Below are 26,144 nucleotides of genomic sequence, written 5' to 3' on the forward strand. Positions count from 1 at the left end.
AAAAATACGGCAGGCAGTTTCGTCTTGTTGCCGGGAAGAGGCGGCAGTTTAAATCAAACGCCCGCAGCGCCACCGCAGGATATGCCGCCGCCCCCCCATGGGTTCAGGCAGCCAGTGCGCGGCCAAGCGCCAGGATCATGTCGACTGCCCCCGACAACTCGTGTTCTGTCAGGTACTCTTCGGGGCGGTGGGCGCGGGCAATGTCGCCGGGGCCGCAGATGATCGACGGCACGCCCGCCTGCTGGAACAACCCGGCCTCGGTGCCAAAGCTGACAGCGCCCAGGGGTTCTTGCCCTGTGATGCCCGCCACCAACGTCGCAAGCGGATGGTCCGCATCCAGCGCAAGCGCAGGGTATGTCGACATCCATTCGGCCCGCACGCCTTCGCCCAACGCCTCCAGAACAGGGGCAAGCAGGCTCTGCGGATCGACACCCGCGATGGCGCGCGCTTCGATCTCGGCCTGCGCCGCCTCGGGGATGATGTTGATCGCCTGCCCGCCCTTTATTGTCCCGATCTGCAGGCTGGAATAGGGCGGCGCAAAGCGCGGGTCTTGCGGGCCTGCCTGCAACGCCCTGGCCTGCGTGGTGGCCGCCGTCAGCGCGGGCAACAGCGCATGGATCGCATTTGCCCCCAGATCGGGCCGCGAACTGTGGCCCGCACGCCCCTCGGCCAGCAGCCGCAGCGCGGCCTTGCCCTTGTGCGCCAGCACCGGCACCAGACCTGTCGGTTCGCCCACGATACACCCCAGTGGTGCTGCACACAGATCGGGCAGCGCCGACAGCATGTGCGGCACGCCTTTGCATCCGGCCTCTTCGTCATAGGACAGGGCGATGTGCACCGGCGCGGGCAGGTCCATCTGCTTCAATGCGGGAACCGCCGCGAGGGCTGCCGCGACAAACCCCTTCATGTCGCAGCATCCCCGCCCGATCAGCCGACCGTCCTCCCGCCGCATGGTGAACGGGTCGGCTTTCCACTCAGGCTCCTGCGCGGGCACGACATCGACATGACCCGACAGGACATAGCCGGGGACCGAAGGATCACCGATGGTCGCAAACAGATTGTATCGGTCGCCCTCCGGCCCTTTGAGCAGGGAACAAGGCACGTCATGCGCCGACAGATAGGCCACGACGAAGTCCATCAGCGCGCCGTTCGGGGTGCCGACGACGCTGGGGAAACCGACAAGACGCTCAAGAAGATCGACGGGGGAAAGCTGCAGTGTCACGGGCGCAGCTCAGGACGCGATGACATAGATCTTGCGCACGGTCTCGATGGTTTTCCATTTCCCGACAAACCCCGGCTTCATGACAAAGCTGTCGCCTGCGCCAAAGGCAAATGTATCGCCACCCTCCTCGATGATTTCGACACGGCCCGACAGGATGTGGCAGAATTCGAAGGTGTCGCCCTTGATCGAAATTGTGGTTCCGGGGGTTGCCTCCCAGACGCCGGTGCGCACCTTGCCCCATTGGGCGGCTTCGGCCAGGGCCGTGTCCAATTCCCATGTCTGGAACGAAGGCGACCCTTCAATCAGGCGCTCGGGTGCGGCAGTATCGCGGCGCGGGGCAAAATCGGGGGCGCTGTCGATGGCAACGATATGGGACATGGGTCAGGCTTTCTTATAGGGCGCGAAAACGCGCGTTTGGATGTGTTGCAGACACTGTGCCCGCAACGCTGCCACCATCGTGACCAAAGATGCGCGCCCGGCGGCAGGACCTGCCGCAACTCCCGTGACTTTCGATATTTCGTGCTTTGAAAAACCCAAACGCGGCAAGCGCTGTGGTGTTATGCGGGTGAGGATGGACCGAACCCAAGTCCGGAGACCAAAATGACTTTTCGCCCCAAATTCATCACCTTTGACTGCCACGGCACCATGATTTTCTTTGACATGGCCGGCGCTGCGCGCGCGCATTATGCCGAACTGCTGTCGCCGGAAAAGATGGAGAAGTTCATCGCCGATTTCTCGGCCTACCGGCTGGATGAAGTGCTGGGCGCGTGGAAGCCCTATGCCGAAATCGTCCACAATGCGCTGGAGCGGACCTGCAAACGCAATGACGTGACCTTTGACCCTGCGGTTGCTGCCGAAATCTACACGCGCGTTCCAACCTGGGGCCCGCACGCAGATGTGCCCGCCGGTCTGGCCAAAGTTGCGGACAAGATCCCCCTGGTGGCGCTGACCAATGCGATGAACGATCAGATCCCCCACAACATCGAAAAGCTGGGCGCACCCATCGCGCATGTCTACACAGCCGAAAGCGCCGGTGCCTACAAGCCGCAGATGCAGGCGTTCGAATACATGTTCGACATGCTGGGTTGCGGCCCCGAAGACGTGCTGCACGTCTCGTCCAGCTTTCGCTATGACCTGATGACGGCGCACGACCTCGGCATCAAGAACAAGGTCTGGGTAAACCGGGGCCACGAGCCCGCGAACCCCTATTATGGCTATACCGAAATCAAGGACATCTCGGGGCTGGCCCCCGTCGTGGGCCTGTAAGGCAGAGCACATCATGAAATACATGTCATATTGGCACGACAGCGCTGTGCCCTTCGCCGATGCGCAAACCGGCCCGGTCACCGGACACGTCGATGTCGCCGTCATCGGCGGCGGCTTTACCGGGCTGAACGCTGCACGCAAACTGGCCCGCGAAGGTGTCAGCACCGCCCTGCTCGAAGCCGATCACATCGGCGCGGGCGGGTCAGGGCGCAACGGCGGGCACCTGAACAATGGCATGGCCCATGGATATGCCGACGCCAAGGTCCACTTCGGTGCGGAACGCGCCCATGCGCTCTACAAAGCCTACGACCGTTCGATAGACATGATCGAGAATGTCATTGCCGAAGAAGGCATCGACTGCAACTTTCGCCGCTCGGGCAAGCTGAAGCTGGCGTCGAAGCCGTCGCATGTCGATGGCCTGCGCGCCAGTTTCGAGCTGCTGCACAAGGAGGTCGATCCAGAGACACGCTGGGTCGACAAGGCCGATCTGAATGCCGAAATCGGCGGCGACGCCTTCCATGGTGCCATGATCTACGAAAAGTCCGCGATGATGCACATGGGCCGCTATGTGAATGGCCTGGCTTCTGCGGCGCAGCGCCACGGCGCAATGATCTGGGAACACGCCCCGGTCACCGCGCGCAAACGCAGCGGGACGCGGTGGGAACTGACCACACCCAAGGGCAAGATCACCGCCGACCGCGTCATCGCCGCAACCGGGGCCTATTCCGGCGCCTATGCGAAAAAGCCGCTGGCCCATTTCCGGCGCCGCATCATCTCGGTCGGCTCGTTCATCATCGCGACGCGCCCGCTGACCAAGGACGAGATCGCGGCCACCTTGCCCGGCAACCGCACATGTGTCACGTCGATGAACATCGGGAACTATTTCCGCCTGTCCCCCGACAACCGCCTGATCTTTGGCGGTCGCGCGCGCTTCTCGGCGGTGTCCGACCAGCAATCGGATGCCAAATCGGGTGAAATCCTGCGCAAATCCATGGCGCAGATCTTCCCGCACCTGGCCGATATACAGATCGATTATTGCTGGGGCGGTCTTGTCGGCATGACCAAGGACCGCTTTCCACGCGCGGGTGAGGTTGATGGCATGATCTACGGCATGGGCTATTCCGGTCACGGCGCGCAAATGTCGACGCTGATCGGTCAGGCGCTGGCCGACATGGCGATGGGACGGCAGGACACCAACCCGCTTGCCGGGCTGGAGTGGCCCGCCATTCCCTTGCACACTGGCAAACCGTGGTTCCTGCCGATGGTGGGCCTGTGGTTCGGGCTGAAAGACCGTTTGTCGTGAAACACGCGAGGGCCTGCGAAGGCCCCCACCCGGTTATCCCAACGAATGCGCGGCCATGCCGTAGATCTGCGGGCCTTCGGTCGCGCGGCGGAACCGCCCGATGCGCATCTCGGTCACCGTATCGAAAACGCCCAGACCGGCAGCCGATAGAAACGCCTTGAAGTGTTCGCTTTGTTGCGGCGTGTCCAGCCGCACAAAGCACCCCTCGCAGTGCTGAAGCAGCGGGGCGCACAGCTGCATCGCCATCTGGTCACCCTCTGCCACGACAGGCCCGATCACGATGCCCTTGCCGAAGGGGCGCATCATCGCGAACCCACAGACCGCACCGTCGCGTTCCACAACGACACCGCGCTTGGAAAGGTCGGTCACCACCTCAAGAACCTCGTGCCGGTTGGCACCATATGCCTGACTGTCCAGCGCCAGAACCGCCGCGTGATCCGACGCCTGCATCGCGCGCAGGGTCAGACCGGGAACAGGCTCGGGAAGGTGAATGGGACGTACCACGCCCTGTTGCTGCCAGATCGTGCAGACAGTCTCGAACCCTGCGGATTCATACAGCGAGAAGCCTGATTTCGTGGCAGAAAGTCTCAGATCACGCCCTTCGCAATCCTTGAGAATACGGCGCAACAGCCGACGCCCAGCGCCGAGTGCCTGCAGGCGGGGCGTGGTCACCATCATGCCGCACATGGCAAAATCGGACCCCATCAGGAAATACATCGCAGACCCGATCGGGCGGCCAATTTCGTCCAGCGCGATATAGCCCTGCCCCAGCGCCAGAAAGGTATCAAGATCACGCGACCGGTGCGGCCAGAACACCGCAACCGTCAGTTCGTGCAGCAAGGGTCGGTCGGCGGGCGTGATCGGCCGGATCGTCGCCTCATAGGTGTCCAGCAGCAATCGTTCCTCGTCCGCAGGGGTGGAACGGGACATAAACGTCTGATACCGCGCGGCACTGACTGACCCGTCCAAAGACGTGTTTGCTATCTCGACGCTTGCGTCGCTGCCTGTGGGCTGCATTTAACGCTTCCTGAATCTTAACTCCAAGACACAAACACCATCACCTGTGCCAACCCCAGTATGGCCCGGAATCGATGGTTTATTCTACTGAATCCTCGCGTTGCGTGACACATTCTGCCGCAGGACCGCGCAGGGTTTCCGGCCCTGCACCCAGACGGGCGGCCGCATTCAGGTCCTCGGCCATCCGTTCGCACAACCACTGGGCAATCTCGCGCGCCACCGGGCGCATCGGTCCGGGTCGTGTCGACAGCAGTTGCACAACCCGCCCCGTGTCGATCCACCGCCCCTGCCACGCAGGCACCAGACGCCCGCTGCGCAGACTGTCCGCCACCACGTTCAGCCACCCCAGCGCGATGCCCGCCCCATCCGTCGCGGCCTGAATGATCGCCGCATAATCGGAAAACCCGTGCCAGGTGGCTTCGCCACGCGCCTTGGAACTTGCGCCAAGGATCGGGTCCCAGATCGTGCGCGGATGGTCGGACAAATGCAGGAACGTATGACCGGCCCACCCCCCTGCGGGCTCCGGCGACAACGCACCACCGTGGGCGGCAAGGTACTCGGGGCTGCACACCGGCACGATGACTTCGGGGGCCAGAACGATGCCATGCGGTGCGGCATCGGTGATCAACGTGGCCAGATCGACCTCGCCCGCCACGGACGTGCGCGTGCCCGGCACCAGATCGAACCGCAGCACCGCTTGGGGGAACGCTTCGGACAATGCCGCCAGACGCGACACCAGCCAGTTGGTGACAAAGGCGTTGGACAGCGACAGGACCACCTCGCTGTCCGAAGACATGCTTTGCGCACGTAAGGTATCGACCGCCTCGGAGATGCGCCCCAGACCGTCCGTTGTGGCCGCAAACAGCAGCCGCCCCGCATCCGTCAGATGCGCGCCCCCGCCGCCCCGCACAAAAAGAGGTTGTCCGATGTCCTGTTCCAGCTGCGCGATATTGCGGCTGATCGAGGGCTGCGAAATGTTGAAATCCTTGGCCGCACGGGTAAAGCTGCCGTGCCGCGCGGCGGCCTCGAACACCAGCAGTGATTTGGGCGATGTGAGGCTGCGCGCCAGTTCTGTCATACGCTCAGCGTATAGGTTTCCCTCGATTTTTCAAGCTATGTGAAATGTCCCATACGGTTGATGCTATACCGCAGCCACGCAAGGACCGCTGCCATGACCTCACCTGTATCCAATGACCCGCTTCTGACCTCTTTCAAGCTGGGCAAACTGAACCTGCGCAACCGGATCGTCAGCACCAGCCACGCGTCGATGAACGACAGTGGGGGCATGCCGGCAGATCGCTATCAGGCCTATCACGAGGAAAAGGCACGCGGCGGTCTGGCGATGACGATGATCGGCGGCAGCGCGATGGTGTCACGCGATTCCAGTTGGGGCGGCGGGCAACTCGACTTCAGCACCGACCGCGTGATTCCCTATCTTCAGGAGCTTTCGGAACGCGTGCACAGCCACGGTGCCGCCGTCATGACCCAGATTTCCCACCTTGGTCGCCGCGCCAACGCGTTCCACGGCGACTGGTCGCCTGTCATTGCCCCCTCGCCCATCCGCGAGGTGCGCAGCCGTGGTTTCCCGCGCGAGATGGACCGCTGCGACATCGACCGTGTGATCGCCGACTATGCAAGCGCTGCCAAACGGGCGCAGGATGGCGGGCTGGATGGTGTGGAAACCCTCTGTGGTGGCCACCTGATCGGACAGTTCATGTCGCCGCTGGCCAATCACCGCACCGACGCTTTCGGCGGCTCTCTTGAAAACCGCGCCCGTTTTGGCCTGATGGTACACGAAGCGATCCGCAAAACGGTGGGCGATGGTTTTGCAGTCGGCATCCGGCTGGTCATCGACGAAGGCACACCGGATGGATTGAGCGCAGACGACGGCATCGCACTGGCGCAGATGTTCCAGCGTGAAGGGCTGGTCGACTTCTTCGATGCGATCTATGGGCGGATGGACAGCGACCTGCTGTTGTCCGAAGACAACATGCCCGGCATGTTCCAGCCGGATGCGCCGTACCTTGCCTCCGTCGCGCGGTTCCGCAAGGAAGTGCGCCTGCCGCTGATCCACGCAGGCGGCATCCGCGACACCGCCACCGCCCGCCATGCCGTCCGTGAAGGCATCGTCGATCTGGTCGGCATGACCCGCGCCCATCTGACCGATCCCCATCTGGTGCAGCACTTGCTGGACGGCACCGAAGAGCGCATTCGCCCCTGCGTGGGGTCGTCTTATTGCCTGTATAAAAAGGCAACCTGTATCCACAACGCCGCCACCGGTAACGAATTGACGATTCCGCACAGCGTGACACCGGCGGACACGCCGGGCCGCGTCGTGGTGGTCGGCGGCGGTATCGCGGGGCTGGAGGCCGCGCGGGTGGCAGCGCTTCGGGGTCACGATGTCGTCTTGCTGGAAGCGGCGTCGCAACTGGGCGGCCAGTTGCGTCTGGCCGCGCGCGCGCCCGAACGGGCCAACATGATCGGAATCGTCGATTGGCGCATCGCCGAACTGGCCCGTCTGGGTGTCGAGACCAGAACCAACTGCTATGTCGAGCTGAAGGATATCCTGGCGGAAAACCCCGATACGGTCTTTGTGGCCACGGGCGGCCTGCCCGATCTCGATCAGATCGATGGAGCCGAGTTGTGCCAGAACACCTGGGATTTTCTGTCTGGCGCCGTCCCCCCTGCTGCCGATGTGCTGATCCACGACGGCACCGGCCGTGCGCCCGCGCCGTCCTGTGCGCTCTTGGCCCGCAAATCCGGCAGCACGGTGACCTTTGCCACCAGCGATGGCGTTGTCGGTCAGGAAATGCCCTATCAGGACGGGACCGGCTTTCGGAAGCGGTTTGCCGAACAGGGCATCAGCATCCAAGGCGACCTCGACCTGCTCCGCGTCGAGAAATCGGGCGCGCGACTTGTGGCGACATTCACCCACACCTTCAGCGGCCACACCCACAGCATCGAGACCGACCAGATCGTTGTCGAACGCGGAACGAAGGCGCTGAACACACTGTACCTCGACCTGAAGGCGTCCACGGACTTTTCCGGCGCACTGTATTTCATCGGTGACGCAGTGGCATCCCGCGACGTGCATGCCTCGATCCGCGAAGCCTATGTCACTGCCCTGTCGGCGTGACTGGACATGCGTATTTGATCGTGCTGCCGGTTGCTGCTGGCTGAGTGAAAGCCCGTCAGGCGCAAAACCCTGATCAGGGTTGCCGTTCTGGCGGAGGAGGTGGGATTCGAACCCACGGAGGACTTACACCCTCGTCGGTTTTCAAGACCGGTGCATTCGACCACTCTGCCACTCCTCCGACCGGGGTGGAATAGAGCGGCTTTCGCGATTCGGCAAACCGCGATTTCCACCGCGCGCGCGGGGAATATTGCCGATCCGCCCTGCGCGCGCTTTTCACAGGGGCCATCCCGCGCTATTGTGCGCGCAACGCCCCCGCGAGAGGGGCCAAATTGCGTGCAATCCGGACGCGCCGGCCCATTGGGGTGCCGGAGACAGGCAAGGACTTGATGACGATGGCTTGGGCAGTCTTCTTTACAAATGTTTCCAATCACACCAGGGGCTTGATCTCAGCCACATGCGCAGCCGCAGTGCTGGCGGGATGCGATGACGGGGGGCAATTCAACCTCGGTCAGGGTCTTGGCATCAAATCGCAGGGCAGCGAACAGGTCAGCGCCACCAAGCGCACCCGCAAGACGGTCGAGCGCGACATCGAAGCCCCCGACGTGTTTTCCGCCACCGAAGCGGGCCTGTGGGACGGCCGCCCGTCGCTGGGCGGCGTCTGGGTGGCACACCCGGATGTGAAAGACCCCGAACGGGTGATCATCCGCAACCAGTCCAATGGCCAGTTCGTCGTCGGTGCCTTGTTCCGCCGCGAGCGTGACATCCCGGGCCCGAGGCTTCAGGTCTCGTCCGACGCGGCCTCGTCGCTCGGCATGCTGGCGGGCGCGCCGGTCGAGCTGAACGTGACGGCACTGCGCAAGGAAGAGATCGCCGAGGAGGCCCCCGCAGCAGCGCCAGCAGTCGCAGATGGTGCCGCCCTTGCCCCGGCTTCGGAAATCGCGGCCACATCGCTTGATCCGGTTGCGGTCGCGCAAACCGCGCTGGACGAACCCGCAGCCCCTGCCCCCGCAGCAGCCCCTGCACCGGCGCCAAAACCGCGCACATCGTCGCTGGACAAACCCTATGTCCAGATCGGCATCTTCTCGGTCGAGGCCAACGCCGAACGCACCGCCAACCAGATGCGCGGTGCGGGCGTCCTGCCTACCGTCAAGACATTCGAAGCCAATGGCAAAACCTTCTGGCGCGTGGTCGTAGGCCCCGCCGCAACCGCATCCGAACGCAGACAGCTTCTTGCCAAGATCAAGGAGCAGGGCTTTTCCGACGCCTATGCCGTGACCAACTAGAGGACTCCCCCACATGATGATCCGCACCCTCGCCGCCGCTTTCGCGCTGATCCTCACGACCCTGCCCGCGCAGGCCTTCGACACCAAGGCAAGCTCTGCCTTCGTGATCGACCAGACCACCGGCACAGTGCTGCTGGCCAAGAATGCGGACCAGCCGCTGCCGCCTGCCTCGATGTCTAAGCTGATGACGCTTTACATGGCGTTCGAGGCCCTGGGCGACGGGCGGCTGACCCTGAACGAAGAGCTGCCGGTGTCGCAGCATGCGATGGACTACAAGGGCTCCACCCTGTTTCTCAAGGCAGGCGAGCGCGTTCCGGTCGAAAGCCTGATCCGCGGCATCATCGTGCTGTCGGGCAACGATGCCTGCGCAGTCATCGCCGAAGCGCTCAGCCCCGATGGCACCGAGGCGGGCTTTGCCCGATTGATGACCCAACGCGCGGTTAAGATGGGCATGACCAATTCCACCTTCGCCAATTCGAACGGCTGGCCGCAGGCGGGGCATCTGATGTCGATGCGCGATCTGGCGCTGCTGTCCAACCGGCTGATCACAGATTTCCCTCAATACTATCCCCTCTTCGCCGAAAAGGAATATCTGTTCGACCCGAACGAGGCGTCGAACCGCTATAACCGCAACCCGCTTCTGGGTCTTGGCATCGGCGCGGACGGTCTGAAAACCGGTCACACCCAGGAGGCAGGCTATGGGCTCACCGGCTCTGCCGTTCAGGACGACCGCCGCATCATCTTCGTGCTGTCCGGCATGGAAACCGCAAACGCCCGCGCCGAAGAGGCCGAGGCAATCGTGAACTGGGCCTTTCGCCAATTCGCACAGCGCCCTCTGGGCAAGGCAGGGCAGCGCGTGGCGCAGGCCGATGTCTGGATGGGCGAGGCCGCGTCCGTGGGCCTGACGCTGGACGCGGATCTGACAGTGCTGCTGCCGATCCTGGCCGGGGATGAAGTCGCAGCCGAGGTCGTCTATACCGGCCCCGTCAAGGCCCCCGTGACCCAAGGCGACACGCTGGCCGAACTCGTCCTCAAGCCTGAAGGGTTGCCCGAAATCCGAGTGCCCCTGGTGGCCGAGGCTTCGGTGGCGCCTGCGGGCTTCGTGGCCAAGGTCAGTGCCGTGGCGCTGATCCTGCTGGATCGCCTCAACCGTGGCCCCGAGGACGCGCCCGAAGCTGCCCCCGCAGCCGAGGTCGCCAGTTGAGCCAGCCGCGCCCGCCGCGCGGCACATTCATCACCTTCGAAGGCATCGACGGCTCTGGCAAATCCACCCAGGCCCGCCTGCTTGCCGATCATCTGCGCGGCGAAGGCCGCGATGTGGTCCTGACCCGCGAGCCCGGCGGCTCTGCGGGCGCCGAGGAGATCCGCGCGCTGGTTCTGCAGGGCGATCCTGACCGCTGGTCCGCCGAGACCGAGATCCTGCTCTTCACCGCCGCGCGACGCGACCATCTGGAGCGCACAATCAACCCTGCGATTGCCGCAGGCAAGATCGTGATCTGCGACCGTTTCGCCGACAGCACCCGCATGTACCAAGGCCTGTCGCGCGGCGATCTGCGCACCACCGTCGACCAGCTGCACACCCTCATGATCGGGCGCGAACCCGACCTGACCGTGCTGATCGACATGGACCCCGCCACCGGGCTCGCCCGCGCCAAATCGCGCCAGACCGCCGAAGAACGCTTCGAGGATTTTGGTACCGACCTGCAGGCGCAGATGCGCGCGGGCTTTCTTGGCCTGGCCCGCGAATTCCCCGACCGCTTTCGCACCATCGACGGTGACCGCGCCATGGATGCCGTCGCCGCCGACGTGACCCGCACCGTGTCGGACCACCTGGCTTCTTCTGGCTGAAAAGATCCTCGGGGGAGAGCGCCGCGCAGCGGCGGTCGGGGGCAGACAGCCCCCAAAACCCGGCAGTTGCCGCAACCCCCATTCCAACCGCCCCGACACAGTGCTAGACCACAGGCCATGGCCACTTCCACACCCGATATTCAGCCCGCCGATCAGGTCACGGGCGCCCCGCATCCCAGCGCGGCGACCGATCTTATCGGCCAGGACGCGGCGCAGCACGCTTTTCTCGATGCCTTCGCCAGCGCGCGCCTGCACCATGCGTGGATGATCACCGGTCCGCGCGGCGTGGGCAAGGCGACGCTGGCCTGGTCCATCGCGCGGTTTCTGCTGGCCACGCCTGACCCTGCGGAAGACGGCGGCATGTTCGGCGCGCCGCCCCCGCCCGCAACCTTGCGCATCGACCCCGATCATCCTGTTGCCCGCCGCATCGCCGCGCGCGCCGAGCCGGGGCTGAAATCCATCACCCGCACCGTGAACGAGAAAACCGGGCGCATGCGCGATCAGATCGTCGTCGATGACATCCGCCGTCTGGCCGGATTTTTCCAGATGTCGGCAACTGACGGCGGCCGCCGCGTGGTCATCGTCGATGCCGCCGACAACATGAACACCCAGGCCGCCAACGCCCTGCTGAAAATGCTGGAAGAGCCGCCTGCCCGCGCGACCATCCTGCTGATCTCGCACCAGCCGTCGCGGCTGCTGCCGACGATCCGCTCGCGCTGCCGCACGCTGCGGCTGGGCACGCTCGACCCCGACCAGATGGCGCAGGCAATGTCGCAGGCGGGGATCGAGACCGGAGACAGCGCCGCAGCCCTGGCCGAGCTGTCCGCCGGATCGGTGGGCGAGGCGCTGCGCCTGTCGCTGTCGGGCGGCCTGCAAATCTATGCCGAGATTATCGGCATCCTCGGCTCGCTGCCCAATCTCGACCGTGCGCGCACCCTGAAACTGGCCGAGGCCGCAGCACAGCGCGGGGCCGACGAAAAACTCGACCTGCTCTTTGTGCTGCTCGACATTGCACTTGGCCGTCTGGCGCGCACAGGGGCCACCGGCGCGCCACCCGCCACGCAGGCGGCACCACACGAATCCACCGTGCTGGCGCGCCTTGCCCCCGATGCCCGCGCCGCACGCGGCTGGGCCACCACGCAACAGCACGTCAGCGCACGCGCAGCCCACGGGCGGGCGGTCAACCTTGACCCTGCCGCGCTGGTGCTCGATACGTTTTTCAAGCTACAACAACAGGCCAACGCCTGAAGGGCCCAATGCAGACACCGCAGATCACCGACAGCCATTGCCATCTCGACTTTCCCGACTTCGACGGCGAACGCGACCAGATCGTGGCCGACGCCCATGCGGCGGGGGTCACGCGCATGGTCACCATTTGCACCAAGCTCAAGAATGAGCCGCAAGTGCGCGCCATCGCTGAAAAATACCCTTCGGTCTTCTATGCTGCAGGCACCCACCCGATGAGTGCGGCCACCGAGCCGCTGGCCTCTGTCGACGCGTTGGTCGCACTGGCACAACATCCCAAATTCGTAGGCATCGGCGAGACCGGGCTTGATTACCACTACACCGCCGACAGCGCCGAGGTGCAGCAGCAAAGCCTGCGCATCCACATCGACGCCGCGCGGCAAACCGGCCTGCCCCTGATCATCCACGCGCGCGATGCCGACGACGACATGGCGCGTATTCTGGCCCAAGAGCATGCAAACGGCGCATATTCCTGCGTGATGCACTGTTTCTCGTCCTCACCCGAATTGGCGCGCGCAGCACTCGACCTGGGGTTCTACCTCAGCATGTCGGGAATTTCCGCTTTTCCCAAGAGCCAGGAGTTGCGCGACATCTTCGCCGCAGCCCCCGTCGAGCGCATCCTGGTCGAAACCGATGCGCCCTATCTGGCCCCGCCACCGCACCGGGGGCGGCGCAACCAGCCGGCCTATACTGCGCACACCGCGCGGGTCGGTGCGGAAGTGTTCGGCATGGACTACGCAGATTTCGCCGCCCAAACCCAACGCAATTTCGACCGCCTGTTCACCAAGGTCGCAAGCTTCGAGGCCCCCGCCTGATGACCGAGCTGCGCTTTACCATCCTCGGTTGCGGCTCTTCGGGCGGCGTTCCGCGTCTGGGCGGGCACTGGGGGGCCTGCGATCCGGCAAACCCAAAAAACAGCCGCCGCCGCTGTTCGCTGCTGGTCGAGCGTGTCACTGACGCAGGCACCACGACGGTGCTGATCGACACCTCGCCCGATCTGCGCAGCCAGTTGCTGGACGCGGGCGTAGGCCGCCTCGATGCGGTGATTTACACCCACAGCCACGCCGACCACGTTCATGGCATAGACGATCTGCGAATGATCGTGTTCAACATGCGCGCCCGCCTGCCCGTCTGGGCCGATCCCTTCACGCAGGCAGCACTGGTCCAACGCTTTGACTATGCGTTCGTGCAGCCCAAGGGGTCGATGTATCCGCCGATCCTGGACATGAACACGATTGACGGCGACGTCACCGTCACGGGGGCCGGTGGCGACATCACCTTTACGCCGTTCTCGGTCAACCACGGGGCCATCGACGCCTTGGGCTTTCGCATTGCCGATATCGCCTATCTGCCCGATGTGGCGACCATTCCCGACGCGGCATGGGCGCACCTGGGCGGGCTCGACTGCTGGATCGTCGACGCCCTGCGCCGCGACCCGCACCCGACGCACAGTCACTTGGCGCAGACGCTGGAATGGATCGACCAAATGCAGCCCAAACAGGCCGTGCTGACCAACATGCACATCGACCTTGATTACCAGACGCTGGCCGACGAGACGCCCGACCACATCCAGCCGGCCTATGACGGGCTGACGCTCAGCTTTCCCGACTAAGCCTTCTCACCATCCAGACCAAAGGGCCGCTCTCTGACCCTGCCGAGGCCCGCCACATGCAAACGCTTCTCGACGTCATCCTGCCTGTCTTTCTGGTCATCGGCTTTGGCTATGTCGCGGTCTGGACCAAGGCTTTTCCCGTCTCGGGCATCGACGGCGTCATGCGCTTTACCCAAAGCTTTGCGATCCCCTGCCTGCTGTTTCAGGCCATCGCACGCATGGACCTGTCGGCCAATTTCGACCCCGGCATCCTGATCGCCTTCTACTCCGGCGCCGGAGCCTGCTTTGCGCTTGGAACGCTGGTGTCGTTCTACCTGCTGAAACGCGATCTGGAAGACAGCATCGTCATCGGCTTTTGTTGCCTCTTCTCGAACTCGGTCCTTTTGGGGCTCGCGATCACCGAACGCGCCTATGGCACGGCGGCGCTGACCGGCAACTTTGTCATCGTCGCGATCCATTCGCCGTTCTGCTACGGTCTGGGCATCACGGTGATGGAGATTGCCCGCAACCGGGGCGAAAGCCCGGTCAAGATGGCCCGCGCCGTCACCCGCGCGATGTTTCGCAACGCGCTGGTGATCGGGATCATGCTGGGCTTTGCGGTCAACCTGCTGAACGTGCCGATCCCGAACGTGCTGAACGACGGGCTGGATCTGATCGTGCGCGCCGCCCTGCCCGCAGCGCTCTTTGCCCTGGGCGGCGTGCTGATCCAGTACAAGCCCGAGGGCGACAAGCTGCCCATCGCATTGGTCTGCCTGATGGCGCTGGGGGTGCATCCCGCGATCACCTGGACGATGGGCAAAACCTTGGACATCTCGCCCGACTTCTTCCGCTCTGCGGTGCTGACGGCGGCGATGGCACCGGGGTTCAACGCCTATATCTTCGCCAACATGTACGGGCGCGCGCGGCGCGTCGCCGCCTCATCGGTTCTGGTGGCGACGGGCGCGTCGGTGATCACCGCCTGGCTGTGGCTGGTGGCCTTGGGCGCGCATATCTGACGCTAGACGGGGTCCTGCGACCGCCGGTGCCAGCGCTCGCGTTCAAAATGGGCGTTGATCGACCCGCCCAGCAGCACCAGAAATGCGCTGATGAACAGCCACATCAACAAGGCGATGACCGCCCCGATCGAGCCGTAGATCTCGTTGTAATTGCCAAAGTTCTGCAGGTAGATCGAAAACCCGTAGGACGCCACGGTCCAGCCCAGCGTCGCGAAGAGCGCACCGGGGGTGAACCACTTCATCCGCGCCTCGCGCGGGACCGGGCCCATGCGGTACAGAAGTGAAATCCCGGTATAAAGTACGATCACCATGACCAGCCAACGCACAAGGTCGATCAGCCCGCTGTTGGCGATGCCAAAGGGCACAAACCGGATGACGATGGGCACCACCACCACGCAGATCAGCGCCACCAGCGCCACGCCAACCAGCGTCACCGTCAGCAGCATCGCGCGCACGTAGTGCGACAGGCCCAGCCGGTTGGACTGCCCGTAGATCGCGTTCAGCCCCCGGATCACCGCCGACACCCCGGCGCGCGAGGTCCAGAGCGCCACACTCAGCGACAGGGTCGACGCCCAGGTCAGCGTCGTGCGGTCCCCGCTGGTCAGCTGCGAAATCTGCTGGGATATCAGGTCGTAGACCTCTTCAGGCAGGACCAGGCGAAACCGCTCGACCTCGACCGCGACGACTTCGGGGTCGGCGACGATGCCCCAGATCGCGATGATGGCTGCAATCGTGGGAAACACCGCCAGGATGCCGTAGAACGCGACACCTGCGGCGATCAGGAACATGTTCTTGTCGTCCAGATCGAACCAAACCCGTGTCAGGATGCGCCACCACTGGGCCCAGCGTGAAAACGATGCACCGGGCTTTGGCTCGGTGGCGGATGTGTCAGACTGGGGCAAACCGTAACCTATTTAATAAAACATAGCGGCACCATGCCTTTTCGCGGCCTGACCCTCAACCCCGGTGACGCGCTTTGCGTCAACCACTGTCTTGGGAAAATGCCCAAGGCCGCGTCACAGATATGGCGAACGGCGGGCCTGTCCACATGAAACACCGGGCTCGGGTGCGCGATCTGCGGTTATCGGTGCAATGTCAGGGGGGGGCAGCGGCAGGGGTCACATCGGACCCTCAGGCGATTGGTGCGGCCGAGAAGACTCGAACTTCCACGGGTGTTACCCCACAGCGACCTCAACGCTGCGCGTCTACCAATTCCGCCACGGCCGCACGCCAGTCGCTTGGTGAGCGGGCTATAGACCGCCTCCGGTCGGATGTGAAGTGGAAATTTCGCCACGCGGGCGCACATGTGCCTGCGGGTTGCAATTCGGCGCCGCAGATACGACCTATGGACAAAGCAGAAAGGTTCCCGTTCCATGTCCACGCCCCCCGAAACCCAAGATCAGCCGCCCGTTGTCGATGTCGATATCGTATCGGATGTCATGTGCCCGTGGTGCATCGTCGGCTACAAGCAGTTGGAACAGGCGCTGGCCGCCACCGGCATCGGCGCGCGCATCCGCTGGCATCCGTTCGAGCTGAACCCGCAGATGCCGCCCGAAGGTCAGAACACTGCCGAGCATATCGCCGAGAAATACGGCGCCAGCCCCGAGCAATCCGCCCAGAACCGCAAGCAGTTGCAGGACCTTGGCAAATCGCTGGGGTTCGATTTCAACTTTACCCCCGAAAGCCGCATCGTGAATTCGTTCCAGGCGCATCAGCTGCTGGACTTCGCCCTGTCGCAGGGGCTGCAACACCCGCTGAAGATGGCGCTGTTCCAGGCACATTTCACCGACAACCGCGATGTGTCCGACCCGGCTGTCCTGATCGACGTGGCGACCTCCGTGGGTCTCGACGAAGCCGCAGCCCGCGAGGTGCTGGAGGGCGGCGCATTGGTCGAGAGCGTGCGCGAGAAACAGCAATTCTGGACATCGCGCGGAATTTCGGGCGTGCCCTCGATGGTCTTTGCCGGTAAGTACCTGGTCACCGGCGCGCAAGGTGCCGAAAACTATGCGCAGATCCTGCGCCAGACGCTTGAAGAGGCCGCATGACCCGATGGTTGAATGGATCACCACCCCCGGCCTGACCGATTACCGCAGCGCCGAGGCGTGGATGGAAGAGCGCGCTGCCGGCATCGCGGCGGGCACGGCGGATGAGTGTATCTGGCTCTTGGAACACCCCCCGCTCTACACCGCCGGAACCTCGGCCAAGCCTGCCGATCTGACCGATCCCGAACGTTTCCCGGTCTATGCCACCAAGCGCGGCGGGCAATACACCTATCACGGGCCGGGCCAGCGCGTCGCCTATACGCTGTTGAACGTGGGCGAACGGGGCCGCGACGTGCGGTGCTTCGTGCGCGACCTAGAGGCCTGGGTGATCGACACGCTCGACAGTTTCAACGTCAGGGGCGAGATTCGCGATGGCCGTGTCGGTGTCTGGGTCACGCGGCCCGAAAAGCCGCGCCAGCCCGATGGGTCACAGGCGGAGGACAAGATCGCCGCCATCGGCATCCGCCTGCGCAAATGGATCAGCTTTCACGGGATCAGCATCAACGTCGAGCCGGAGCTGGATCATTTCAGCGGCATCGTGCCCTGCGGCATCACCGACCACGGGGTGACGTCTCTGGTAGATCTGGGCCTGCCGGTCACGATGGACGACGTCGACGTCGCCCTGCGCCGCAGTTTCGACAGCGTGTTCGGCACTCAGCGGTCCTGCGCCCCTGCCTGAACCTCGCGAAGCCCTGCCGCCACCAGCGCACCACCTGCGGCCATCGCGGCAAAGATGCCCAGGACCGGCGCAGGTCCGACCAGATCGGCCAGCAGCCCGAAACCGCCACCCAGCAGCAGCATCACCCCCAGGATCGAATTGCTGAGCGCGGTGTAAACCGCCTTTTGCCCATGCGCGTCCATGTCGGCCAGATAGGTCTTGCGCCCGGCGCGCGCACCCTCATAGGCAATCTTGGCCACAAAGACGAAACCCGCAGCACCGAAGGCACCGCCCAGGCCGCCCGACACCAGCCCCACCACAGCCGCCAGCCCCAGCACCGCCGCTGCCGCCATGCCTGCGAACATCAGCGTGCGTCGCGACGACCGGTCCGACAGCCGCCCCCAGACATAGGACGACACGATCGCCGCCGCAGAGGACGCCAGCACCAGAAGCCCCAACTGCCCCAGGCTCACGCTGTCGCCCTGCGACGCCGACAGCATCACCACGAAGGGCGGAGCAAGCGCGGTCGAAATCAACAGCGTGCGCGTCGCGATATAACGGCGCAGCTGGCCATCCTCGCGCAGCGGGGCAAAGACCGCGCGCACACCGCCCAGGCCCTGTTGCTTGTCCTGCACATCGGCCTGCGGCTCGTTCAGCAGGCTGAACACCAGCCCCGCCAGGATCAACAGGGCCCCCGCCAGCGCGATCACGACAGCGATGGCCTGCGGCGTGCCCGGAATGATCCCGAAGCTGAGCAGCAGCGCAAAGATCAGCACGCCCACGGCCCCGATGGTGCCCGCCAGCCCCGACACCGTGCCGCGCGTGCCCTTGTCGAGCGTGCGCGCCAGAACGTCCTTGTAACTGGCGGACCCTGCGGACCGGCATACGGCCAGCACCGCGAGAAAGGTCAGGATCGCCCAGCCCGCGGCGGCCCCTTCAAGCGTCAGTGCAGCCGCGGACATGCCAAGAACGGCAACCCCCTGCCCCGCCGCGCCAAAGGCCCAGAACCACTTGCGCTGCCGCGACCGTTCGATCCACGCGGCCAGCGCCAGTTGCGGCAGCAGCGCGCCCGCCTCGCGCACCGGCACCAATGCGCCCACCAGCGCGCCGGGTGCCCCCAGCGCCACCAGCAGCGACGACAGCACCAGTTTCGGATCGACCAGACCGCCCGCCAGCTTGGACGCGGTCAGAGCGGTGAAATGCGTGGCAAAGGCGCGCACCTGTCCCGAGCCTGTTCGTTCATCGCCTTCGGTCAGCGCACCGTACAGGCGCTTTTGCAAGTCTTCAGCCACATCAATCCCATCTGTCCACAAGAGAAGACGAAGAAATAGGGTATTCTCGCCGAATGCAAAACTTTCGACGCAGATGGTCCCGGATACGCCACGCCCGCGACAATTATTCCCCTCCTGCGGCAACATCGTCCATTGATGCAGCCGCACCAACACATTAGAACCCCTCCATATCCGGGTTTCCGCCGTTCATGGCATGGCCCGCAGACATCTCAGCAGGAGGCACCGCATGGCAGACGCAGCCATTCACGGGCACGATCATCACGACGAACGCGGGTTCTTCACCCGCTGGTTCATGTCCACAAACCACAAAGATATCGGTATTCTGTACCTTATCGTATCGGCCCTTGCCGGTTTCATCTCGGTCGCATTCACCGTCTACATGCGCCTCGAACTGATGAACCCCGGTGTTCAGTTCATGTGTCAGGAAGGCGCGCGTCTGATCGCATCCTCCGACGTGTGCACCCCCAACGGACACCTGTGGAACGTGCTGATCACCGGCCACGGCATCCTGATGATGTTCTTCGTGGTGATTCCCGCCCTCTTCGGCGGCTTCGGCAACTACTTCATGCCGTTGCAGATCGGCGCGCCCGACATGGCGTTCCCGCGGATGAACAACCTGTCGTTCTGGATGTATGTCGCCGGTACAACGCTGGCGGTCTGCTCGGTTCTGGCCCCCTCCGAGGGTGGACAGACGGGTGCCGGCGTGGGCTGGGTGCTCTATCCGCCCCTCTCGGTGCGCGAAGGCGGCATGGCCATGGACCTCGCGATCTTCGCGGTTCACGTCTCGGGTGCCTCGTCGATCCTGGGTGCGATCAACATGATCACGACCTTCCTGAACATGCGTGCCCCCGGCATGACCCTGTTCAAGGTGCCGCTGTTCGCCTGGTCGATCTTTGTCACCAGCTGGCTGATCCTGCTGTCCCTGCCGGTTCTGGCGGGCGCGATCACCATGCTGCTGATGGACCGCAACTTTGGCTTCACCTTCTTCGACCCTTCGGGCGGCGGCGATCCGGTGCTCTACCAGCACATCCTGTGGTTCTTCGGTCACCCCGAGGTCTACATCGTGATCCTGCCGGGCTTCGGCATCATCAGCCACGTCATCGCCACCTTCTCGCGCAAGCCGATCTTCGGTTACCTGCCGATGGTATGGGCCTTGATCGCGATCGGCGTGCTGGGCTTTGTCGTGTGGGCGCACCACATGTACACGGTCGGCATGTCGCTGAACCAGCAGTCCTATTTCATGCTGGCGACGATGGTCATCGCGGTGCCCACTGGGGTCAAGGTGTTCTCGTGGATCGCGACCATGTGGATGGGCTCGATCGAGTTCAAGACACCGATGCTCTGGGCCTTCGGCTTCCTGGTCCTGTTCACTGTGGGCGGCGTCACGGGCATCGTGCTGTCGCAGGCCGCCGTCGACCGCGCCTATCACGACACGTATTATGTGGTGGCACACTTCCACTACGTGATGTCCTTGGGTGCCGTGTTCGCGATCTTTGCGGGGATCTACTTCTACTTCCCCAAGATGACCGGCCGCATGTATCCTGAATGGGCGGGCAAGCTGCACTTCTGGATGATGTTCATCGGTGCGAATATCACCTTCTTCCCGCAGCACTTCCTGGGTCGTCAAGGCATGCCGCGCCGCTACATCGACTACCCCGAGGCGTTCTCGCTGTGGAACTATGTCTCGAGCTGGGGCGCTTTCCTGTCCTTCGCGTCGTTCCTGTTCTTCTTCGGCATCGTGTTCTACTCGCTGTTCAGAGGCGCACGCGTCACGGAAAACAATCCCTGGAACGAATATGCCGACACGCTGGAATGGACACTGCCCAGCCCGCCACCAGAACATACGTTCGAAACCCTGCCCAAGCAGGAAGAATGGGATCACCAGCGCCACTAGGCACCGGACAGTCCCAGACCAACAGATCAAGGGGCCCCTACGGCGGTAGGGGCCCTTTTTGCGTGTGCCGCCGTCCCGCTCTTCATCTTGCCAGATAAACTCCGGGGTGAGGCCGCAAGGCCGAGGGGCAGCGCCCCTCTGATCCCCCACCCCGCAACACCAGCATGTCGCATTGCCCCGGCGCGCCGTGGTGCTATCGTAGGTCAGACACGCAACCTTCAAGGCGCACCCCATGCCTTACAACTGGACCTCTGCCCCCACCGCGCCGACCCAGGAACTGCACCTGTGGCCGCATCAATCGCTGCCCGCGCGCGGTATGGCCGCCTTCGTGCTCAGCACGTTCACGCTGATGCTGATCCCGACGCTGCCGCTGCTCGGAACGCCGGTGCTCTGGGGGTTGCTTCCGTTTACCATGCTGGCGCTCTGGGGTGTGTATTTCGCGCTCCAGCACAACCACCGCATGCGCCAGATCACCGAAGTGCTGACGCTGTCGGGCGACACCGCGCAGCTGACCCGCACCAATCCCAAGGGCGACACCCAGGAATGGGAATGCAACCGCTATTGGACGCAGGTGACCAAATACGAAAGGGACGGCCCCGTGCCGCATTACGTGACGCTCAAGGGCATGGGCCGCGAGGTCGAGATCGGCTCATTCCTCTCCGAGGACGAGCGGATCGCCCTCTATGACGAGCTGAACCGCGCCCTGCGCCGCTAGCGCAAGGCCGCACCGACCCTGCGTGGGTCGGCAGCAGTGGTGTTTTGGAAAAATGCGCCTTGGGTCGGCGCGCAAGAGCAGGAGATGCAAGCCCTAAGGGCAAATGCATCAGTTGCTCAGACGGTCCTTGACCAGTGGTCCGACAACGGCAAAGTCCATCTGACCGGTATACTTCGCCTTGAGCACGGCCATCACCTTGCCCATGTCGCGGATGCTGTCGGCACCCACTTCGGCCACGGCGGCATCGACGGCAGCCGCACTTTTCGCTTCGCTCAACTGCTGCGGCAGGAACTCTTCGATGATCTCGACCTCCCCGCGCTCCCGCTCGGCCAGATCCAGACGCCCGCCCTCTTCATAGGCCCGCGCGCTTTCCTGGCGCTGCTTGACCATGCGGCTGAGAATCGCAAGCAGCGCGGCATCATCGACCCCGTCTTCGGCGCCCGCTGCACGTGCGTCGATGTCGCGATCCTTGAACGCGGCATTGATCAGCCGCAGTGTCGAAAGCCGGTCGGTGGCCTTTTCCTTCATCGCCTGCTTAAGGGCAGTCGAAATCCGGGTTCGCATATCCATAGTTGTGTCCCATCCCCATGGGTTGATGATAAGATTGCGACAATACCGAAACGCCAGCCCAGCCGCAACTGTTCCGATTTCACTTAAGTGGCTGATATATAACCTATTTGCAAATTAGCGCCCGCCCTTGACCCTGCCTGTCGCAATGTCTAGTTTCGCGCGACTTTGCCCGCATCCCTGTACACATGAGGCCGCCCATGCCCGCGCACGCTCCCACGCACCCGACCGCCTGTCTTGCCCTTGCCGATGGCACGCTCTTTTACGGGGTGGGGTTCGGCGCAACCGGCCAGACCCAGGCCGAATTGTGCTTTAACACCGCGATGACCGGCTATCAGGAAATCATGACCGACCCGTCCTATGCCGGGCAGATCGTCACCTTCACCTTCCCGCACATCGGCAACACTGGCATCACCCCAGAGGATGACGAGACAGCCGATCCCGTCGCCGCGGGCATGGTGGTGAAATGGTTGCCGACCGAACCATCAAGCTGGCGCAGCGTCGGCACGCTGTCCGACTGGCTGGCCACACGCGGGCGCATCGCCATCGGCGGTGTCGACACCCGCCGCCTGACCCGCGCGATCCGGCAGGCCGGCGCACCGCATGTCACGCTGGCCCACAACCCCGACGGTGTGTTCGACACCGAAAAGCTGGTTGCGGACGCGCGCGCCTTTGCGGGCCTCGAAGGGGTCGATCTGGCCAAGGATGTCACCTGCGCGCAGTCCTACCGCTGGAACGAGATGCGGTGGGCCTGGCCCGACGGCTATCTGCCGCAGACCGATGCCAAGTACAAAGTCGTCGCCGTGGACTATGGCGCCAAGCGCAATATCCTGCGCTGCCTTGCCTCGGCGGGCTGCGACGTGACCGTTCTGCCTGCAAGCGCCACGACCGAAGAGGTGTTGTCGCACAATCCCGACGGCGTGTTCCTGACCAACGGCCCCGGCGACCCCGCCGCCACGGGGGTCTATGCCGTGCCGATGATCAAGGGCATTCTGGAGCAGACAGACCTGCCCGTCTTCGGAATTTGCCTTGGGCACCAGATGCTTGCCCGTGCCCTTGGCGCGCGCACCGTCAAGATGAGCCACGGCCACCACGGCGCCAACCACCCGGTCAAGGACCACGAGACCGGCAAGGTCGAGATCACCTCGATGAACCACGGCTTTGCGGTTGACGGTCAAAGCCTACCCAAGGGCGTGGTCGAGACCCACACCTCGCTCTTTGACGGATCGAACTGCGGTATCCGCATGGAAGGCCGCCCGGTCTATTCCGTGCAGCACCACCCCGAAGCCAGCCCCGGCCCGCAAGACAGCTATTACCTGTTCGAGCGTTTCTCCGAGGCGATGCAGGCCCGCGCAGATGCGGTAACACTTTCCCAGGTGCCTTAACCCGCCGTTAACCCCGCTTCGCCCATGGTGACTATACGTGTCATCGGGGCGGAGAGGTTGGATGAGCGATCTAAGACTTCGGCTGCTGTCACCCACCGGCGTCCCGGACGAACGGACGGCCCTGCCGATGGGGCGCCAGCTGGTCGCCGACGGATTGATCACCGAACCTGAACTGCTGAACGCTCTGGCCCTGCAACGGCGCGTGGACACCCGGCTGGGCGACATTCTGGTGGCCGAGGGGACGGTGCAAATCACCGATCTGCTTGCGGCGCTGGCCCGGCAGTACAACGCCCAGCAGATCGACCTGCGCGCCACCCCGCCCCGCCACAGTATCGCGGCGGCGCTTTCGCATGAATTGTGTCTGCATTATCATGTGGTGCCGTGGATGTGGGTCGACAACACGCTTCTGGTGGCCACCGCCCGCCCCGATACCTTCGACGCGTTGAAGCGCAGCATCGGCGTCAGGGGGCTTTTGCTGCTGCCGGTGATCGCGGACCCTTCGGCCATCCGCGACCAGATCGGCAGGCTTTATAATCCCGAACTGACGGTCAAGGCGGTGACGCGGGTGTCCGCCCATGAAAGCTGCCGCAACTGGGGCGCCAACAACACGGCCCGCACGCTTTGGCTGTGGTCGGCGGGCCTTGCGCTGTTGGCCTGCACGATCCTGGCCCCTGCATGGACGGCGACTGCCGCCTGCCTCTGGGCGGTGGTGACGCTGATGGCGACAACCCTGATGAAAGCGGGCGCGCTGATCGCGCAGGCGGCTGCGGGGCTGCGCCGGCGCAAGGCCCCCGCGCCCACCGTGCCACCGCCGTTCCGTCTGCCGCGCGTGTCGGTGATGGTGCCGCTGCTGCACGAAAAGGAGATCGCCAACGCCTTGATAAAGCGCATGGAACGGCTGACCTATCCCAAATCCCTGCTCGAGGTGGTGCTGGTGCTGGAAGCCAGCGACACCATGACCCGCGAGACCATCGCGCGCACCGAACTGCCCACCTGGATCAGCGTGATCGAAGTGCCCGATGCCGATTGCCTGACCACCAAGCCGCGCGCGCTGAACTATGCGCTGGATTTCTGCAAGGGCTCGATCATCGGGGTCTGGGACGCCGAGGACGCGCCCGAACCCGACCAGATCGAAAAGGTCGTGCTGCGGTTCCAGACCGCCCCGGCGGACGTCGCCTGCCTGCAAGGCATATTGGATTACTACAACCCGCGCACCAACTGGATGTCGCGCTGTTTTACCATCGAATACGCGACCTGGTGGCGGCTGGTCCTGCCCGGCATCGCGCGGATGGGTCTGGTGATCCCGCTGGGCGGCACCACGCTGTTTTTCAGGCGCAATATCCTGGAACGCCTGGGCGGCTGGGACGCGCACAACGTGACCGAAGACGCCGATCTGGGCGTGCGGCTGGCGCGCCACGGCTATCGCACCGAACTGCTGCCCACCGTCACCCATGAAGAGGCGAACTGCCGTCCCTGGCGCTGGGTGCGGCAACGCTCGCGCTGGCTCAAGGGGTTCATGATCACCTATTTCGTGCACATGCGAAACCCGCGCCAGGTGCTGCGCGAACTGGGCTGGTGGCGCGTCGCAGGCTTGCAGGTGATCTTTCTCGCCACGTTTTCGCAATTCGTGATGGCACCGCTGTTGTGGTCGTTCTGGCTGATCCCGCTGGGCCTGCCGCATCCCGTTCTGCAGACGCTGGGGCCACTGCCGGTGTCCCTGATGATCGCGCTGTTCTTGGTCTCCGAGGGGTTGAACCTGATCCTGGGCCTGACCGCCGTGTCAGGCCGCGCGCACCGGCACCTGTGGCCCTGGGTGCCGACGATGATGTTCTATTTCCCGCTGGGGGCGCTGGCCGCCTACAAGGCGCTCTACGAGATGGTCACGCAGCCGTTCTACTGGGACAAGACGCAGCACGGCTATGCCGAAGCGACGGAGGAGGTTTAACCCCTAGCCTTCTTCCTCGCGCCGCGCCGCATCCAGTTTCAGGCGCGTGACGAACGCCACCGAGATATGTTCGCGCAAGGCCGCCCCTGCCGCCGCCTCGTCGCCCGCCTCGATCGCGCGCACGATGGCGTCGTGTTCCTGCTGGGCGATCGTTGCACGTCCCGCAGCGGCCAATGTCGTCGTCGCCATCAGCGCCATGCTCCGGTGCACCAGGTCCAGTTGCTGCACCAGATAGCGGTTGTGCGACGCCAGATGGATCTGCTTGTGAAACCGCCGGTTGGCGCGGGCCATCGCGGACGGATCGTCCAGCAGCTTGTTGTCCGCCTCGACCATCTCGCGCAAAACGCGGACCTCTTCGGCGGTGGCATGGCGCGCGGCCTGCGCCGCGGCCAGCCCCTCAAGCTCGCCACGCACCACGTAAAGCTCGGCCATCTGGTTGTGATCCAGCGACGCCACGATCAGGCTGCGCCCGTCACGCGCCAGCAGCGATTGCGTCTCAAGCCGTTGCAACGCCTCGCGTATCGGCGTGCGTGACATCCCGAACCGGTCCGCTAGCTCGCTCTCCACCAGCCGATCACCGGGGCGATATTGCCCCATGTCGATGGCCTCCAGGATCATCGAATAGGCATCTGTGTTCACTGGCTTCATCCCGCGCTCCGACCTTGGGCAATCTTTGCGCGCACCCTAAGGGTGCTGCATGCGCCTGCGCAAGCCTTGGC

Annotated in this window: 24 protein-coding genes and 2 tRNA genes; 16 read left to right on the forward strand and 10 right to left on the reverse strand. The window is 64.1% G+C overall.

Annotation, left to right across the window (positions count from 1 at the left end):
- Positions 1 to 103: 103 nt before the first annotated feature.
- Positions 104 to 1,222: an acetylornithine deacetylase gene (argE, locus tag NTA49_RS04905; protein WP_258293542.1), complete on the reverse strand. Its 1,119-nt coding sequence runs from the start codon at positions 1,220 to 1,222 to the stop codon at positions 104 to 106.
- A gap of 9 nt (positions 1,223 to 1,231) precedes the next feature.
- Positions 1,232 to 1,600 carry a cupin domain-containing protein gene (locus tag NTA49_RS04910; protein WP_258293543.1) on the reverse strand — a complete coding sequence of 123 codons (369 nt, stop codon included), beginning with the start codon at positions 1,598 to 1,600 and terminating at the stop codon, positions 1,232 to 1,234.
- 222 nt (positions 1,601 to 1,822) lie between these two features.
- Here NTA49_RS04910 and NTA49_RS04915 point away from each other — a divergent pair, with 222 nt between their 5' ends.
- A complete protein-coding gene (locus NTA49_RS04915) occupies positions 1,823 to 2,488 on the forward strand; it encodes a haloacid dehalogenase type II (RefSeq protein WP_258293544.1) in 666 nt (221 codons plus the stop codon).
- A 13-nt stretch (positions 2,489 to 2,501) separates the two neighbouring features.
- Complete coding sequence (locus NTA49_RS04920) at positions 2,502 to 3,791, forward strand: NAD(P)/FAD-dependent oxidoreductase (protein WP_258293545.1); 1,290 nt, start codon at positions 2,502 to 2,504, stop codon at positions 3,789 to 3,791.
- Between the two features lie 33 nt (positions 3,792 to 3,824).
- On the opposite strand, the gene NTA49_RS04925 is transcribed toward NTA49_RS04920, so the two are convergent.
- Together NTA49_RS04925 and NTA49_RS04930 are read right to left on the reverse strand one after the other, a co-directional pair.
- Positions 3,825 to 4,721 carry a GNAT family N-acetyltransferase gene (locus tag NTA49_RS04925; protein ID WP_258293546.1) on the reverse strand — a complete coding sequence of 299 codons (897 nt, stop codon included), beginning with the start codon at positions 4,719 to 4,721 and terminating at the stop codon, positions 3,825 to 3,827.
- 166 nt (positions 4,722 to 4,887) lie between these two features.
- Complete coding sequence (locus NTA49_RS04930; protein ID WP_258293547.1) at positions 4,888 to 5,886, reverse strand: LysR family transcriptional regulator; 999 nt, start codon at positions 5,884 to 5,886, stop codon at positions 4,888 to 4,890.
- 93 nt (positions 5,887 to 5,979) lie between these two features.
- Here NTA49_RS04930 and NTA49_RS04935 point away from each other — a divergent pair, with 93 nt between their 5' ends.
- A complete protein-coding gene (locus NTA49_RS04935; RefSeq protein ID WP_258293548.1) occupies positions 5,980 to 7,944 on the forward strand; it encodes an FAD-dependent oxidoreductase in 1,965 nt (654 codons plus the stop codon).
- Positions 7,945 to 8,032: 88 nt separating this feature from the next.
- Here NTA49_RS04935 and NTA49_RS04940 read toward each other — a convergent pair.
- Positions 8,033 to 8,122, reverse strand: a tRNA-Ser gene (locus NTA49_RS04940).
- A 262-nt stretch (positions 8,123 to 8,384) separates the two neighbouring features.
- Here NTA49_RS04940 and NTA49_RS04945 point away from each other — a divergent pair.
- The 7 genes from NTA49_RS04945 (at position 8,385) to NTA49_RS04975 (ending at position 14,927) form a co-directional block, all read left to right on the forward strand.
- Positions 8,385 to 9,227: an SPOR domain-containing protein gene (locus NTA49_RS04945; RefSeq protein WP_258293549.1), complete on the forward strand. Its 843-nt coding sequence runs from the start codon at positions 8,385 to 8,387 to the stop codon at positions 9,225 to 9,227.
- A 16-nt stretch (positions 9,228 to 9,243) separates the two neighbouring features.
- Positions 9,244 to 10,431, forward strand: a complete 1,188-nt coding sequence (locus NTA49_RS04950) for a D-alanyl-D-alanine carboxypeptidase family protein (RefSeq protein WP_261368156.1) — start codon at positions 9,244 to 9,246, stop codon at positions 10,429 to 10,431.
- Entirely contained in the window at positions 10,428 to 11,075 is a 648-nt protein-coding gene (gene tmk, locus NTA49_RS04955; RefSeq protein WP_258293551.1) for a dTMP kinase, read from the forward strand. Before NTA49_RS04950 ends, tmk begins: the two co-directional genes overlap by 4 nt.
- A 117-nt stretch (positions 11,076 to 11,192) precedes the next feature.
- Entirely contained in the window at positions 11,193 to 12,323 is a 1,131-nt protein-coding gene (locus tag NTA49_RS04960; protein WP_258293552.1) for a DNA polymerase III subunit delta', read from the forward strand.
- Positions 12,324 to 12,331: 8 nt separating this feature from the next.
- On the forward strand, positions 12,332 to 13,135 hold the full coding sequence (locus NTA49_RS04965; RefSeq protein ID WP_258293553.1) for a TatD family hydrolase: 804 nt from the start codon (positions 12,332 to 12,334) through the stop codon (positions 13,133 to 13,135).
- A complete protein-coding gene (locus tag NTA49_RS04970; RefSeq protein ID WP_258293554.1) occupies positions 13,135 to 13,932 on the forward strand; it encodes an MBL fold metallo-hydrolase in 798 nt (265 codons plus the stop codon). Before NTA49_RS04965 ends, NTA49_RS04970 begins: the two co-directional genes overlap by 1 nt.
- A gap of 56 nt (positions 13,933 to 13,988) precedes the next feature.
- A complete protein-coding gene (locus NTA49_RS04975; RefSeq protein WP_258293555.1) occupies positions 13,989 to 14,927 on the forward strand; it encodes an AEC family transporter in 939 nt (312 codons plus the stop codon).
- Between the two features lie 2 nt (positions 14,928 to 14,929).
- Here NTA49_RS04975 and NTA49_RS04980 read toward each other — a convergent pair whose 3' ends face one another.
- Together NTA49_RS04980 and NTA49_RS04985 are read right to left on the reverse strand one after the other, a co-directional pair.
- Positions 14,930 to 15,829 (reverse strand): YihY/virulence factor BrkB family protein, encoded by a 900-nt coding sequence (locus NTA49_RS04980; protein WP_258293556.1) that lies wholly within the window; start codon positions 15,827 to 15,829, stop codon positions 14,930 to 14,932.
- A gap of 238 nt (positions 15,830 to 16,067) precedes the next feature.
- Positions 16,068 to 16,154, reverse strand: a tRNA-Leu gene (locus tag NTA49_RS04985).
- A 146-nt stretch (positions 16,155 to 16,300) separates the two neighbouring features.
- On the opposite strand from NTA49_RS04985, the gene NTA49_RS04990 reads away from it, so the two are divergent.
- Positions 16,301 to 16,972 carry a DsbA family oxidoreductase gene (locus tag NTA49_RS04990; RefSeq protein WP_258293557.1) on the forward strand — a complete coding sequence of 224 codons (672 nt, stop codon included), beginning with the start codon at positions 16,301 to 16,303 and terminating at the stop codon, positions 16,970 to 16,972.
- Positions 16,973 to 16,976: 4 nt separating this feature from the next.
- Positions 16,977 to 17,648 carry a lipoyl(octanoyl) transferase LipB gene (gene lipB / locus NTA49_RS04995; RefSeq protein WP_258293558.1) on the forward strand — a complete coding sequence of 224 codons (672 nt, stop codon included), beginning with the start codon at positions 16,977 to 16,979 and terminating at the stop codon, positions 17,646 to 17,648.
- Here the strand turns inward: lipB and NTA49_RS05000 are convergent.
- On the reverse strand, positions 17,624 to 18,919 hold the full coding sequence (locus tag NTA49_RS05000; RefSeq protein ID WP_258293559.1) for a hypothetical protein: 1,296 nt from the start codon (positions 18,917 to 18,919) through the stop codon (positions 17,624 to 17,626). The two genes, lipB and NTA49_RS05000, sit on opposite strands and share 25 nt — an antisense overlap.
- A gap of 226 nt (positions 18,920 to 19,145) precedes the next feature.
- On the opposite strand from NTA49_RS05000, the gene ctaD reads away from it, so the two are divergent.
- On the forward strand, positions 19,146 to 20,813 hold the full coding sequence (gene ctaD / locus NTA49_RS05005) for a cytochrome c oxidase subunit I (RefSeq protein ID WP_258293560.1): 1,668 nt from the start codon (positions 19,146 to 19,148) through the stop codon (positions 20,811 to 20,813).
- Between the two features lie 232 nt (positions 20,814 to 21,045).
- The gene (locus tag NTA49_RS05010) at positions 21,046 to 21,528 is read left to right on the forward strand and encodes a DUF2244 domain-containing protein (RefSeq protein WP_258293561.1); all 483 of its coding nucleotides are present in this window, start codon (positions 21,046 to 21,048) and stop codon (positions 21,526 to 21,528) included.
- Between the two features lie 108 nt (positions 21,529 to 21,636).
- Here the strand turns inward: NTA49_RS05010 and NTA49_RS05015 are convergent, their stop codons facing one another.
- Entirely contained in the window at positions 21,637 to 22,098 is a 462-nt protein-coding gene (locus tag NTA49_RS05015; RefSeq protein WP_258293562.1) for a GatB/YqeY domain-containing protein, read from the reverse strand.
- Positions 22,099 to 22,295: 197 nt separating this feature from the next.
- Here NTA49_RS05015 and carA point away from each other — a divergent pair, with 197 nt between their 5' ends.
- Both carA and NTA49_RS05025 read left to right on the forward strand, forming a co-directional pair.
- On the forward strand, positions 22,296 to 23,480 hold the full coding sequence (gene carA, locus NTA49_RS05020) for a glutamine-hydrolyzing carbamoyl-phosphate synthase small subunit (RefSeq protein WP_258293563.1): 1,185 nt from the start codon (positions 22,296 to 22,298) through the stop codon (positions 23,478 to 23,480).
- Between the two features lie 61 nt (positions 23,481 to 23,541).
- Complete coding sequence (locus tag NTA49_RS05025) at positions 23,542 to 25,425, forward strand: glycosyltransferase (protein WP_258293564.1); 1,884 nt, start codon at positions 23,542 to 23,544, stop codon at positions 25,423 to 25,425.
- Between the two features lie 3 nt (positions 25,426 to 25,428).
- Here the strand turns inward: NTA49_RS05025 and NTA49_RS05030 are convergent, their stop codons facing one another.
- A complete protein-coding gene (locus NTA49_RS05030; protein WP_258293565.1) occupies positions 25,429 to 26,073 on the reverse strand; it encodes a GntR family transcriptional regulator in 645 nt (214 codons plus the stop codon).
- Positions 26,074 to 26,144: the final 71 nt, after the last annotated feature.

Origin of the sequence: Pseudosulfitobacter koreensis, assembly GCF_024733015.1 — a bacterium.
GTDB lineage: Bacteria > Pseudomonadota > Alphaproteobacteria > Rhodobacterales > Rhodobacteraceae > Pseudosulfitobacter > Pseudosulfitobacter koreensis.

Excerpts from the sequence above, each read along its gene's own strand:
- NTA49_RS04910 (WP_258293543.1), bottom strand. The coding sequence starts at position 1,600 with ATGTCCCATATCGTTGCCATCGACAGCGCCCCCGATTTTGCCCCGCGC.
- NTA49_RS04915 (WP_258293544.1), top strand. The coding sequence starts at position 1,823 with ATGACTTTTCGCCCCAAATTCATCACCTTTGACTGCCACGGCACCATG.
- NTA49_RS04920 (WP_258293545.1), top strand. The coding sequence starts at position 2,502 with ATGAAATACATGTCATATTGGCACGACAGCGCTGTGCCCTTCGCCGAT.
- NTA49_RS04925 (WP_258293546.1), bottom strand. The coding sequence starts at position 4,721 with ATGTCCCGTTCCACCCCTGCGGACGAGGAACGATTGCTGCTGGACACC.
- NTA49_RS04930 (WP_258293547.1), bottom strand. The coding sequence starts at position 5,886 with ATGACAGAACTGGCGCGCAGCCTCACATCGCCCAAATCACTGCTGGTG.
- NTA49_RS04935 (WP_258293548.1), top strand. The coding sequence starts at position 5,980 with ATGACCTCACCTGTATCCAATGACCCGCTTCTGACCTCTTTCAAGCTG.
- NTA49_RS04950 (WP_261368156.1), top strand. The coding sequence starts at position 9,244 with ATGATCCGCACCCTCGCCGCCGCTTTCGCGCTGATCCTCACGACCCTG.
- NTA49_RS04960 (WP_258293552.1), top strand. The coding sequence starts at position 11,193 with ATGGCCACTTCCACACCCGATATTCAGCCCGCCGATCAGGTCACGGGC.
- NTA49_RS04965 (WP_258293553.1), top strand. The coding sequence starts at position 12,332 with ATGCAGACACCGCAGATCACCGACAGCCATTGCCATCTCGACTTTCCC.
- NTA49_RS04970 (WP_258293554.1), top strand. The coding sequence starts at position 13,135 with ATGACCGAGCTGCGCTTTACCATCCTCGGTTGCGGCTCTTCGGGCGGC.
- NTA49_RS04975 (WP_258293555.1), top strand. The coding sequence starts at position 13,989 with ATGCAAACGCTTCTCGACGTCATCCTGCCTGTCTTTCTGGTCATCGGC.
- NTA49_RS04990 (WP_258293557.1), top strand. The coding sequence starts at position 16,301 with ATGTCCACGCCCCCCGAAACCCAAGATCAGCCGCCCGTTGTCGATGTC.
- lipB (WP_258293558.1), top strand. The coding sequence starts at position 16,977 with ATGGTTGAATGGATCACCACCCCCGGCCTGACCGATTACCGCAGCGCC.
- ctaD (WP_258293560.1), top strand. The coding sequence starts at position 19,146 with ATGGCAGACGCAGCCATTCACGGGCACGATCATCACGACGAACGCGGG.
- NTA49_RS05010 (WP_258293561.1), top strand. The coding sequence starts at position 21,046 with ATGCCTTACAACTGGACCTCTGCCCCCACCGCGCCGACCCAGGAACTG.
- NTA49_RS05015 (WP_258293562.1), bottom strand. The coding sequence starts at position 22,098 with ATGGATATGCGAACCCGGATTTCGACTGCCCTTAAGCAGGCGATGAAG.
- carA (WP_258293563.1), top strand. The coding sequence starts at position 22,296 with ATGCCCGCGCACGCTCCCACGCACCCGACCGCCTGTCTTGCCCTTGCC.
- NTA49_RS05025 (WP_258293564.1), top strand. The coding sequence starts at position 23,542 with ATGAGCGATCTAAGACTTCGGCTGCTGTCACCCACCGGCGTCCCGGAC.
- NTA49_RS05030 (WP_258293565.1), bottom strand. The coding sequence starts at position 26,073 with ATGAAGCCAGTGAACACAGATGCCTATTCGATGATCCTGGAGGCCATC.